The following is a 12,317-nucleotide window of genomic DNA, read 5'->3' as shown; positions in this document are numbered from 1 at the left end:
CGAGTGAAAAAGGTCGTCCCGATCGCCGCGACGGCCACGGGAACGGACCGGTTTCGGATACCGTCGGGAACCGCCATCCGGTCGACTCAAGTCGGCGAACCTACCGGACCCGATATCGACGAATCCCCGCTCGAGACGATTTTGGCCGCGTTCATCAACCTTCAAGCCCCACCCCATCTACAGTAAAAGATAATGTTTGATTCCGACGATCTCGAGGAGATCCGTGCCGATCGGGAGGAGTGGCACGAGGAAGACGTCGAACCGGTGATCGAACGGTTCGGGGAGCGAAAGGAGACGTTTACGACGGATACGGGGGGTCAGGAGGTCGATCGACTCTATACGCCCGCAGACATCGCAGACCACGACTACACGCAGGATCTGGGCTATCCGGGTGACCCGCCCTACACGCGCGGGGTCTACTCGACGGGGTACCGCGGTCGGCTCTGGACGATGCGCCAGTACGCCGGCTTTTCGACGCCGGCGGATACCAACGAGCGCTACCACTACCTGCTCGATCAGGGCCAGACGGGACTCTCGATGGCGTTCGATCTGCCGACCCAGATGGGGTACGACTCCGACGCCGGCATGGCCGCCGGCGAGATCGGGAAGGCCGGCGTCGCGATCGACTCCCTCGACGACATGGAGACCGTCTTCGACGGCATTCCTCTCGACGAGGTCTCGACTTCGATGACGATCAACGCCCCGGCGTCGGTCCTGCTCGCGATGTACATCGCCGTTGGCGACCAGCAGGGCGTCGATCGCGAGGAACTCCGCGGAACGATCCAGAACGACATCTTGAAAGAGTACATCGCGCGCAACACCTACATCTATCCCCCGGAGCAGTCGATGCGGATCATTACGGACATCTTCGACTTTTGCGCCGCCGAAACGCCGAAGTTCAACACGATCTCGATCTCGGGCTATCACATCCGCGAAGCGGGGTCGACAGCGGCCCAGGAACTCGCCTTCACGCTCGGTGACGGCATCGAATACGTCGAAACGGCGATCGAGGCCGGCCTCGACGTCGACGAGTTCGCGCCGCAGCTGTCCTTCTTCTTCAACGGCCACAACAACATCTTCGAGGAGGTCGCCAAGTTCCGCGCCGCCCGTCGAATGTGGCACGACATCATCGACGAGCGCTTCGACGCGGACGATCCCAAATCCAAACAGCTTAAGTTCCACACCCAGACCGCGGGCTCGATGCTCACCGCCCAGCAGATCGAGAACAACGTCGTCCGCGTCGCCTATCAGGCGCTCGCCGCCGTCCTCGGCGGTACCCAGAGCCTCCACACGAACGGCAAGGACGAGGCGCTCGCGCTGCCGACCGAGGAGTCCGTCCGAACCGCCCTCCGAACCCAGCAGATCCTCGCCCACGAGTCCGGTGCGGCCGACACCGTCGACCCGCTCGCGGGGAGTTACTACGTCGAATCGCTGACCGACGAGGTCGAGGCGGACGCCTACGAAATCCTCGAGGAGGTCGACGAACGCGGCGGCATGCGCGAGGCGATCGAACAGCAGTGGGTCCAGCGCCAGATCCAGGACACCGCCTTCGACCGCCAGACTGAAATCGAATCGAAAGAGCGCATCATCGTCGGCGTCAACGAGTTCGAAGTCGACGAGGACCCGCAGATGGACGTCGAAGAAGTCACCCCGGAGGACCAGCAGCGCCAGATCGACAGCCTCGAGTCCACCCGCCAGCAACGCGATGGCGAGGCCGTCGAGGCGAAACTCGAGGCGCTGCGCGAGGCCGCCCGGGGCGACGAGAACCTGATGCCGTACATCATCGAGGCGGTGAAGGTGTACGCGACGGTCGGCGAGATCTGTAACGTCATGCGCGACGAGTTCGGCGAGTACCAGCCCGGCGGCGCGGTCTGATCGGTTGAACGACTGATTAGAGCGGAATAATATCGCCGATGGTATTCGAGTAATATTCGTTTACAGTCGCCTCCGTCGGGCGGTTCGAAGACAAGAGGCTGTTGAGCGAGGAACTCGGAGGAACGGCCGGGTCGATTTATTTAAACATCGGCCGCCAGCACTGGCGTGAGAGAACAACCAGACGAGCGATCAGTTTCCGCACCGGAATCGGATGACGATCACCCGACGATATCCCGCCGCCGCGTGATGCAGGCTACCGCGGCAGCGGGCGGCGTCGTCGCACTGAGTGACCTCGGCATCGCTCAGGAAACCGAGACGATCGAACTCGGCGGCGAGACCAGCGGCTGGGTGGGAGTCGCGCCAGACGACATCGCGGACGAGGAGAATCCGACGCTCGAGTTCGAGGAGGGAACCGCGTACGAACTCACGTGGGAGAACCTCGACGGGCAAGCGCACAACTTCGTCATCGAAGGCTCCGACGGCGAGGAACTCGAGCGAACCGAGCTCATGACGGAACAGGGCGAGACCCAGACGCTCGAGTTCGAGGCGACGAGCGAGATGGCGGAGTACTACTGCGAGCCACACGCGGGGACGATGCGCGGCGAGATTTCCGTCGACGGACAGGAAGCGCCAGCCGACGACGAATCGGATGCGGAGAGCGAGAGCTTCTTCGAGCCGGGCGCAGAGATCGGTCTCCGGACGGTCGCGGAAGGCATGACGGCGCCGACGGACTTCGCCGCCGATCCGGACGGAGAGCGATACTTCGTCGCCGACCAGATCGGCGAACTCTGGGTCGTCACCGACGACGGCCTGCACAGCGAGCCGTTCCTCGACGTCAGCGATCGGCTCGTCGAACTCGGCACGTTCGAGGGCGACTACGCGGATCCGGAACAGGGTTATGACGAGCGGGGACTGCTCGGCGTCGAGCTCCACCCCGAGTTCTCGGAGAACGGGCGCTTTTTCCTTCACTACAGCGCGCCGCCGAACGACGAGACGCCCGAGGGCTGGAGCCACGTCGAGGTCGTCTCGGAGTTCCGGGCCGACGAGGATCTGACGCAGGGCGACCCGGACTCCGAGCGCGTTCTAATGGAGTTCCAGAAGCCGCAGTACAATCACGACGCCGGACCGATGGCGTTCGGTCCCGACGGCTACCTCTACGTCCCGATGGGCGACGGTGGGGGTGCGAACGACGACATGGAGGGCCACGTCGAAGACTGGTACGACGATAACGCTGGCGGGAACGGTCAGGATGTCAGCGAGAACCTACTCGGCGGGATTCACCGGATCGATGTCGACCAGGAGGGAACGGACCAGCCGTACGCCGTTCCGGACGACAATCCGCTGGTGGACGAAGAAGACGCCCTCCCCGAGTACTACGCGTGGGGGATGCGCAATCCCTTCGGCATCTCGTTCGACAGCGAGGGACGGCTGTTCGCATCCGACGCGGGACAGGACCTCTTCGAGGAGGCGAACATCGTCGAGGCCGGCGGCAACTACGGCTGGAACGTCAAGGAAGGAACCCACTGCTTCAGCACGGAGAGCCCGAGCGATCCGCCGACGGAGTGTCCGGACTCTACCCCGGACGAACCGCCGTACAACGGCCAGGAACTTCAGGACCCGATCGTCGAGTACCCCCACGTCTACGGGGAGGAGATGGTCGGCATCACGATCATCGGCGGCCACGTCTACGAAGCCGGCCAAATCCCAGATTTGGAGGGCAAGTACGTTTTCGGCGACTGGACATCCGATCCCTCTCGAGCGGAACCCGCCGGACGGCTCCTCGCCGCGTCGGAACCCGACGAAGGCGTCGATACCGAAGCGGACGACGGCAACGAGAGCATCGACAACGAGAGCGCCAGTAACGAAAGTATCGAAAACGAGAATATCAGTAACGAGAGTATCGGCAACGAAAGTATCGGCAACGAGAGTATCGGCAACGAGAGCATCGACAACGAGAGCATCGACAACGAGAGCACCGGTAACGAAGCCGACAGCGGTGACGAGGCGGAGATCGTTCCTCGAGACGAGCTCTGGAACATGGAAGAGCTACAGGTCTCGGGCAGCGAGGACGGCTCGTTCCCCTACTTCGTTCGGCAGTTCGGTCAGGGTTTCGAGGGCAACGTCTACGTGCTCGCCAACAGGATGGGCATTCCCGAGGGCGATACGGGTGTCGTGATGGAGATCGTCCCGCCCGACGAGGGTGAGGACATAGAGCCGCCCGAAGAGCAAGCAACCGAAGACACGCAGGACGAACCGACCGACGACGAAAACGCCACCGATAACGACACCGCAACGGACGGAATGGCCGATGACGAGAACGTGACCGCCGACGAGAACGTGACCGGCGAGAACGCGACTGCCGACGGGAACGCGACCGTCGACGACGCCTAACGAGGGACGACGGACCGATCTCGGTTCGTTTGACAGATTCGTCCGGCCCCTCGGTGGACGGTCGCGGCTCCCCCACGGTACTCGTCGAAGACGATTGCGTCCCGAGAACGCACAACAGGTGATCGAAATCAGTGTGTAGCTCTCGGAAGTGACGGCTCGGTGGCGGTTACCGAAACTCGCCTCGCCTGTTCGATGCTGCCACCCACTCGACGGTTCGCTCGAGCCCCTCGCGGAGCGAGACGGCGGGCGCGTAGTCGATATCGGCTCGCGCCGCGTCGATATCGGCTCTGCTGTGTCGGATGTCGCCGACTCGCTCGTCCGTGTGAACGATCTCGGACTCGGAGTCGGTCACGTCGACGATCAGTTCCGCGAGTTCGCGAACCGTAACGGACCGTCCCGTTCCGACGTTGTACGCGCGGCCGACGTGATCCGTCGTGGCGGCCAGGAGATTCGCCCGAACGACGTCCTCGACGAAGACGAAGTCCCGCGTCTGACCGCCGTCGCCGTGGATCGGAAGCGGATCTCCGGCCAGCGCCCGGTCGATGAAGGCGGTGACGACGCCGCTGTAGTCGCTGTCGAACTGCCCCGGTCCGTAGACGTTGAAGTAGCGAAGCGCCACCGTCTCGAGTCCGTAGAGGTCGTGGTACTGGCTCGCGTAGTGGTCGACCGCGAGCTTTTCGAGCCCGTAAGGCGACGTCGGGACCGCTCGGTCGGATTCCGAGACGACCGTCCGCTCCGGTTGCCCGTAGATCGCCGCGCTGGAGGCGAGGACGAACCGCGCGTCGAGTTCTCGAGCGCGCTCTAGCAGCGTGAGGGTCGCGTCGACGTTTATCGAGTGGCTCGCCACGGGGTCCTCGACGGAGCGCTCGACGCTGACGAGGGCGGCCTCGTGGAAGATCAGATCGACGCCCTCGGTCGCTCGAGCGAGCGCGGTTTCGTCTCGCATGTCGCCGTCGATGACCGTCGCATCGTCCGGGACCCGTTCCCGCCGTCCCGTGGCGAACGAGTCGAGAACCCTGAGGTCGGTATCGTCGGCGAGCGCGGTCGCGAGGTGGCTTCCGATGAATCCGGCGCCGCCCGTGACGAGGACCGTTCGATCCTCGAGTTCGTGTGTCCGCATATTGAACGGACGGCGAAGAAACGTATGTTCCTTTGCCCCTCGAGGGGCACCGATTACTCGCGAAAGCCGTTCGGTATCGTGCTCGTATCCGGCTCTTCTGTACGATACTCTCGTGACGGACCGGCTTCCGGTTCCAATTTCGAACCGCCCCGGAGCGAACTGGCGAGGGACAGTTCAGCTGTTACGATATTTTCGGTATCGAGAGAGTCATCTCGACCGTACTTCAACTTTTTATCGCCGACGGTGGTGGCTACGGCCGATGGCCGACGACGAGTCGCGGGAACCGCCTCGTGTGCGCGACGGGTCGCCCCTTCCGGCCGACCTCGTCGCGGTAGCTGCGGTAACGGTTTTCGTCGCCGTCGTCGGACTCGTGTTGCGTTACTACGACGCGACGGTTCCTCTCCCGCTCGCGGTCCCGATGCTCCTCGTCGCTCCGGGATACGTCGTCGTCGCGGGACTCTTCCCCGAACGCGGCGAAATCGGCGGGATCGAGCGCGTCGCGCTCTCGGTCGGAGTGAGTCTGGCGATCGTTCCGCTGTTCGGCCTCGGACTCTCCGCGACGCCGTGGGGTATCCACCTCGTTCCGATTATCCTCGTCGCGACCGCCGTCACGCTCCTCGCAGCGGCGGTCGCGGCCCTCAGACGGTGGTCCCTCGCCGAGGACGAGCGGTTTCGCGTCCCGTACCGCGAGTGGTTCGGATCCGAGCGAACCGGCGGGCTTCGACCCAGTACGCGAGGAGAGACGGCGTTGACCGTACTCCTCGTGGTGTCGGTACTGCTCGTCGTCGGTAGCGTCGGTTACGTCGCCGTAGCGCCGCCACAGGACGAATCGTACTCGGCGATCTATCTCCTGACTGCGGACGGGGACGGCGAGCAGGTCGCCGACGACTACCCGACCGAGTTCGAGCGTGGCGAAGAGCGAGAGGTGATCGTCGGCATCGACAACCACGAGCACCGGACGACGAACTACACCGTCGTCGTCGCCGAACAGGACGTCGCCGTGAGCGACGGCGAGACGGTCGTCGACGAGCAACGAGAACTCGGCAGGTTCGACGCGCGCCTCGAGCACGACGAGACGCGGAATCGGTCGGTCGAACTCGAGCCGACGATGACGGGGTCGGACGTCCGGGTCGTCTGGTTGCTGTACCTCGACGGGGACGTTCCGGACGATCCGTCCGTCCAAACCGCGGACTACTACGTCTCGCTCTGGGTGGATCTGACCGACGGGGACTGACGCCGTCGCCGGCAGTACTCGAGGACGTTCGTCGGTTCGGGAGCGAGTCGCGGGATTCTCGCTCGAGCGAGGCGTCCAGTTCGGTTTCGAGGGCGAACGCAGCGCGGTTACTCGTCCACCGGGTCGGCGACGACCGCCCCGTCGTCGACGGTGATTCGGTAGGGTTCGCCGGTCGAACGGTCGCGGACGATCACGCCGTTTCCGTCGGCACCGCCGCAGTAGAAGTCGCCGTTGACGCGGTACGTCGCGAGCTGCGAGTCGTCCTCGAGTTCGAGTCCGTAGTAGCTCAACACCCACCGGAGGTCGAGGTCGCCGCCGTCGATCGAGGCGAACCGGGAGTTCTCGAAGTGAATCTGATCCGGATATCGGGTGAGCGTTTCGCCGGTCGCGTTGACGGAGACGACGGATGCGTTCTCGGGTTCGACGAACGAGACGAAGTTCGACACCGTGATCCGCGCGAACGCGTTGAACGAGAGCATCGGGTGGTCGTCGTCGGGGTCGTGAACGTACGGCGCGACGATGTGGGCGTTGTCGACGCCCTCGAGGTAGTAGGCCTCTTCCTCCGGCCACTCGACGCCGCAGTGGTGGATCTCGAGCGCCATGCTTCGTCGGCCGTCGGCCCCGCGGAGGGAGTAGCCGCGTCGGGTCCTGTCGGCCGCGCAGTTGACGAGGCCGGTGTAGTCCATCGCGGATATCTCGTAGCCGTGGCCGTCGTTGTCCAGCGAATAGCAGGTGTGAAACTGCGTCGACGTCCCGTGACCGGTGACGAGGAAGCCGCTACCACCGTTGTACTGGGCGCGACAGGAAGCGATCCGCGAGACGATCGGTCGGTGGATCGCGAAGCCGTGACTCCTCGCGCGGACGCCGTGGACGTTCGCCACGTCGAGCACGACGTTCACGTCGGCACCCGCGTCGCTGATGCCCAGCGCGTGAGCGGCGGCGTCGTTGGCATCGAGGGTGAGGTCGCGGACGACCAGGTCGTGCCCGTCGGTCCACTCGGTTCGCTCCGGCCTGTTCAGGACGCCGGATCCGGCCGGCCACGTTCCGTCCGGATCCGCCCGGATGGTGACTGCGCCGCTTCCGCGGAGGTGCCGGGAGCGGCCGCCGTGGCCGAAGTCGATCGGTTCGGAGACGAGATACGCGTCCGCCGGGTCGGGAAAGAAGACGCCGGAGGGCGTGTCGTCGATCGCGTCCTGGATCGCTCGCGTGTCGTCGGTGACGCCGTCCCCGACGGCACCGTACGCGGTCACGGGGATCATCGTCTCGGCGACGTTTCCGAGGTGAGTCCACTCCGCGCCGGTACCGACGGACACATCACCCGTATCTCGAGCGAGGAACACCGAATCTTCGTGCGGGGTGTACTCGTCGCGGTCGGTCTCGTCGTCGACGATCGGCACCCGCTCCTCGAGCGCCTCGAACTCGTCGTTGTAGTCCCACTCCTCATCGCGCTGGTAGTCGAGGTCGAATTCGTGGTTGTCGGATGGCGTTGGCATGGGTTACTCCTGTGTTATGATCGGTATCGACGACCGTATTCGGAACCGTATCCGCCGCTCTCGCTCGAGGAACCGTCCGTGCCCGCATCTCGGGAAGGCGGTCCCCCTCGACGGTGACCGAGTCGGTGGTGAGCGGCCGCGGAACCGGTGGCAGCGGCGAGCGACGTCGCGGTTATCGCGGCGAGAACCGCTCTGCGGTGAATCGTTCGATCGTCCTCGGTCATCGTAGAGAGTGAGGCGTCCGACGGGGTTAAGTGGTTCACTACACCTGCCCGGTGAGATCGGCGATTGCGACGCCGATTCGACGGGTTCCGATCGCGGAGATTCGTACTGGAACGCCGAACGGTTAGATAGTGGTATTAAGTCGTTGAGTATGGTGAGACGTTATCGAGTGTCCGATACGTATCCGCTACCCGTGACGAGTCGTCGCCGAGACACACCGTCGCCGATCACCACCGTTCTGGACCGATGAAAGAGCTCGCGTTCGTCAAATCGTCCCTCGGCGTGTTCTCCCTGCAGGTCGGGGTCGCGGGGCTCGAGTTCGTCGGCGTCCTGTACGTCGCTCGAGCGACCGACGCCGCGACGTTCGGGACCTACGCGCTGTTCGCCGCGACGGTGTTTTTCGCCGCCTTGCTGACCGATATGGGGTTCTCCGAGGCGACGCGAAAGCGGATCAGCGAGCGGACGGCGAGCGGCGACGCCCGCGATCGATACTTCGCGGCCTCGCTACTGATCCGACTCGCGCTCTTCGTCGGCGTCCTGGTCGCGCTGCTCGCGTTACGCGGCCCGATCACGGCGTACATCGGCAGCGATATCGTGTTCCCTTTCCTGGTGGCGGGGATCTTTCTGAACGTCGCCGTCGACACCTTCTCGTCGGTACTGGCCGGAAAGAAACTCGTCGGACGGTCGGTGCTGCTGTTGTTCACGGAGACGCTCGGACGGGTCCTCCTGTGGTTTTTCTTGATCTACCTCGGGTACGGGCTGATCGGGATCCTCGTCGGGTTCATCGTCGGACAGCTGCTCGCGATCGCCCTGGCGCTGTACCTGCTCCCCGTCGCGCCCGGCGCTCCCGCGAGCACGCACTACTCGAGCCTCTATCGATTCGCGCGGTACAGCTGGCTCGCGTCGATCAAGGAGACCTCCTGGGTGTGGACGGACACGCTGATACTCGGGCTGTTCGTCGCGTCCGCGCTGATCGGCATCTACGAGGTGAGCTGGCAGATCTCCGGCGTCTTCTTCTTCGTCGGTTCGGCGGTGAGTTCGGCGCTGCTCCCCAACGTGAGCGAACTGTGGATCAGCGGGGAGCGAGAGCGAGTCGAACGGCTCGTCGAGTCCTCGCTGGTCTACGCGGGAATCATCGCGATCCCCGGCTTCGTCGGCGCGATTTTCGTCGGCGAGGAACTGCTCTCGTACTTCGGAGCGGAGTTCACCGCCGGCTACACCGTGTTGCTCGTTCTGATCTTCGCGCGCGTGATCCACAGCTACGAGATCATCCTCGAGAAACTCGTCCACGCGCTCGACCGGCCGGTGCTCATGTTCAAGGCCAACGTCGTATTCATCGTGCTGGCAGTCGTGCTCAACGTGGTGCTGATCGTCTCGATCGGGTGGCGCGGTGCCGCCGTCGCGACCTCGCTGGCGATGCTGACGAAGGCCGTCCTCGTGTACGTCTACTCGTCGCGACTGCTCGAGATCACCGTCCCGATACGCGAGATCGCCATGCAAGTGGTATCCGCGGGCCTCATGGGGATCGCAATGCTGTTCTCACCGTTCGCCGTCGACACGCTCGTCGGCCTCGTGCTGGTGATCGCCCTCGGGATCGTCGTCTACCTCGTCTCGCTGCTCGCGCTGACGAAACGGATCCGCCGGGACGTCGTCGGCGTCCTCTCGCCGTCCGATTGAGCCGCCATTTCGATCGGAGGGCGCGACGATACGCCCACCGAGCCGGTGCACATCCGTTCGGACGGCGTATCCCGGTTCGCGACTCCCCTCTCAGCACCCGTAGATCGTTGCTGACCCGCTATCGTACACCCGATTCGAGTCGACCACGACCGACTCGTAGAACGCCGTCTCCTCGAACTCGGTGTGCTCGAGCGTCTCCGTTTCGACGTCGAAGTACGGCATCCGCCCGTCGTCGTTCATCTCGTTGCCGAGATAGATGCACGTTCCCTGCGGGACGGACTCCGTCTCCCGTTCGAACCACACGAACGCCGATTGGTCGTAGTAACCGGACAGTATCATGAAGTCCTTGTTGTGCCACCAGTGGTTCGGCGGGCCGGGGAGCGTCGCGATCTCGTCCGACGAGGAGTGTGCGCTCACCCACTCCGCGGCGGCCAGTTCGGACGGGTAGGCGACGTTCCACTCCTCCCAGTTATCGTCGTCCAGGTAGATCGCGTACGGCGGGGTTTCGTCGCCGGCTATCGCGAACCCCGCCCCCGTACTGAACAGCAGGTAGATCACGAGAAACGCACACACCAGCTTGCGGGCGTTGCTCGCTGTCGCCAGGGCACGGACGGCGCGGACGGAGTCGAACGCGCGAGCGGTCGCGTTGGCCAGGGCGACGCCGCCGACGATCAGGTACGGGGCGAGGACGAACAGCGCCAGTTGTAGGATGCGGTCGAATCCGATGTCGAACGGGAGCACGATGGTGACGACGATCAGCGCGTAACACCCCGCCGCGAGGACGTGGTACGGGTGGATCTCCCAATCGACGAGAATCCGCCGCGCCGTCTCGACGAGGCCGACGAAGACGAGTCCGAGGAGGACGACGTTCAGCAGTCTGTACCCCTCCCAGAGCAGGCCGCCCGGGAGGTCTCGGGTCGCGTAGTCCACGCCGCTTCGACTTTCGGGCGTCGCCATGAACGCCTCGACGTTCGTGAGCGTCTCGGACGAGACGGCGACGATCAGCTCGAGGTTCGTTCCCTGGCTGACGGTGCCGTACCAGAGCACGTTGAAGAGGACGAAATACGCCCACAGTCCGGCGCTGATGGGGATAGCGGTCCTATCGACGCGCACTGATCCCAATCGAAACCGGGAGACGACGTCGACGAACGCCACCGGCGCGAAGAGCCCGATCAGGAGGAAACTCGTCGCGTAGTGCGACGTGACGATGCCGCCGAGAAACGCGACGGAGAGGACGAGTTTCACGCGCCGCGCGAGACGCGGATCGGTCGTCACCAGGAGGAACAGGCCGAGAAACAGGATGGCCATGTGCTGTTTGTCCGGCATGTCCTTGAAGAAACTGTAGTAGGCGACGAACACGAACGCGGCCAGGAAGCCGGTGTCGCGCCGATCGAACACGTGAACCGTCACGTGATACACGCAGAGCGGGGCCAGCGAGAAGAAAAACGGCACGACCACTTTGAAAATCAGCGCGACGTCGACGTTCGTCAGGATCGAGTACATCGCGGGGAGCACCGCGATCGACAGCAGGGAGTTTCCGACCGAGGTCACCTGCGGGTACCAGCGGAGTTGCTCCCGAACGGCGTTCGCGGTGTAGAACTCGTAGTGGATGTCGAACCCGACGACGTGCGCCGAGACCATCGTGAACTGAAACAGGATCGCGAGCGATACCGTCCAGATCGCGAGCGGATACGCCGGTCCGGGGAGATCGCTGACGTACACCGCCAGCGGAACGAGACAGAGCACCACCAGGACGAGGAGATTGATCCGATATTCCCCGGCCGCGGACCCGTAATACGAAGCGACCGCGCTCAGTATCGGCAGCGTCAACAGCGGGACCGCGTACCGGATCGCTCGCCAGCTGACGACGGCGTCTACCCGCGGAACGGATCGGACTGCGTCGCGACGCCGTACGGCGATCAGGTAGAGGACGCTGACCGAGACGACGATCGTCCCGGCGAGTGAGAGCGGTGCCATCGGTCGAGCGATCCCGACCAGCGGATACGCGACGTTGATGATCGCACCGAGAGCCATCAACGAGACGAGACTCGAGCCGATTACGAGCACGAGCAGGTGCGAGATCGACCGGACGTCGACGTTCAGCAGCCGAACGAGGACGAAACCGGGAACGAACGTGAGATAGAGGGAGACGAATACCGCGCGAACGATCGGGAGGTCGAAGCCGAGCGCGGCCATCCCGACCCAGCCGAGAAACGCGAGTTGGAGGCAGCCAAAGAGGAGCGCGCCGACGTACTCGCGGGGTCTCCCGCGGTGATCGGAGTGAGTCTCGTACATTCGTATGCGT

At 64.2% G+C, this 12,317-nt stretch carries 7 protein-coding genes; 4 read left to right on the top strand and 3 right to left on the bottom strand.

All coding sequences use genetic code 11. From position 1 onward, the window contains the following. The first annotated feature begins 192 nt into the window (after positions 1-192). Together DWB23_RS20745 and DWB23_RS20740 are read left to right on the top strand one after the other, a co-directional pair. Positions 193-1,875, top strand: a complete 1,683-nt coding sequence (locus DWB23_RS20745; RefSeq protein WP_121744681.1) for an acyl-CoA mutase large subunit family protein — start codon at positions 193-195, stop codon at positions 1,873-1,875. Between the two features lie 165 nt (positions 1,876-2,040). After that, positions 2,041-4,266 carry a PQQ-dependent sugar dehydrogenase gene (locus DWB23_RS20740; protein ID WP_238717522.1) on the top strand — a complete coding sequence of 742 codons (2,226 nt, stop codon included), beginning with the start codon at positions 2,041-2,043 and terminating at the stop codon, positions 4,264-4,266. Between the two features lie 166 nt (positions 4,267-4,432). Here the strand turns inward: DWB23_RS20740 and DWB23_RS20735 are convergent, their stop codons facing one another. Then, complete coding sequence (locus DWB23_RS20735; protein ID WP_121744679.1) at positions 4,433-5,386, bottom strand: NAD-dependent epimerase/dehydratase family protein; 954 nt, start codon at positions 5,384-5,386, stop codon at positions 4,433-4,435. Positions 5,387-5,645: 259 nt separating this feature from the next. On the opposite strand from DWB23_RS20735, the gene DWB23_RS20730 reads away from it, so the two are divergent. After that, the gene (locus DWB23_RS20730; RefSeq protein WP_121744678.1) at positions 5,646-6,620 is read left to right on the top strand and encodes a DUF1616 domain-containing protein; all 975 of its coding nucleotides are present in this window, start codon (positions 5,646-5,648) and stop codon (positions 6,618-6,620) included. A gap of 107 nt (positions 6,621-6,727) precedes the next feature. Here DWB23_RS20730 and DWB23_RS20725 read toward each other — a convergent pair whose 3' ends face one another. Continuing rightward, complete coding sequence (locus DWB23_RS20725) at positions 6,728-8,113, bottom strand: glycosyl hydrolase family 28-related protein (protein ID WP_121744677.1); 1,386 nt, start codon at positions 8,111-8,113, stop codon at positions 6,728-6,730. Between the two features lie 468 nt (positions 8,114-8,581). Between DWB23_RS20725 and DWB23_RS20715 the strand changes: the two genes are divergently transcribed. Next, entirely contained in the window at positions 8,582-10,012 is a 1,431-nt protein-coding gene (locus DWB23_RS20715; RefSeq protein ID WP_121744675.1) for a lipopolysaccharide biosynthesis protein, read from the top strand. A gap of 90 nt (positions 10,013-10,102) precedes the next feature. On the opposite strand, the gene DWB23_RS20710 is transcribed toward DWB23_RS20715, so the two are convergent. Further along, positions 10,103-12,307: a DUF2206 domain-containing protein gene (locus tag DWB23_RS20710; RefSeq protein WP_121744674.1), complete on the bottom strand. Its 2,205-nt coding sequence runs from the start codon at positions 12,305-12,307 to the stop codon at positions 10,103-10,105. Positions 12,308-12,317: the final 10 nt, after the last annotated feature.

The organism is Natronorubrum halophilum, from assembly GCF_003670115.1.
GTDB classification, from domain to species: domain Archaea; phylum Halobacteriota; class Halobacteria; order Halobacteriales; family Natrialbaceae; genus Natronorubrum; species Natronorubrum halophilum.
Note: the sequence above shows the minus strand (reverse complement) of the source record. Positions and strands in the feature narration are given on the sequence as shown.

Excerpts from the sequence above, each read along its gene's own strand:
- DWB23_RS20745 (WP_121744681.1), top strand. The coding sequence starts at position 193 with ATGTTTGATTCCGACGATCTCGAGGAGATCCGTGCCGATCGGGAGGAG.
- DWB23_RS20735 (WP_121744679.1), bottom strand. The coding sequence starts at position 5,386 with ATGCGGACACACGAACTCGAGGATCGAACGGTCCTCGTCACGGGCGGC.
- DWB23_RS20730 (WP_121744678.1), top strand. The coding sequence starts at position 5,646 with ATGGCCGACGACGAGTCGCGGGAACCGCCTCGTGTGCGCGACGGGTCG.
- DWB23_RS20725 (WP_121744677.1), bottom strand. The coding sequence starts at position 8,113 with ATGCCAACGCCATCCGACAACCACGAATTCGACCTCGACTACCAGCGC.
- DWB23_RS20715 (WP_121744675.1), top strand. The coding sequence starts at position 8,582 with ATGAAAGAGCTCGCGTTCGTCAAATCGTCCCTCGGCGTGTTCTCCCTG.
- DWB23_RS20710 (WP_121744674.1), bottom strand. The coding sequence starts at position 12,307 with ATGTACGAGACTCACTCCGATCACCGCGGGAGACCCCGCGAGTACGTC.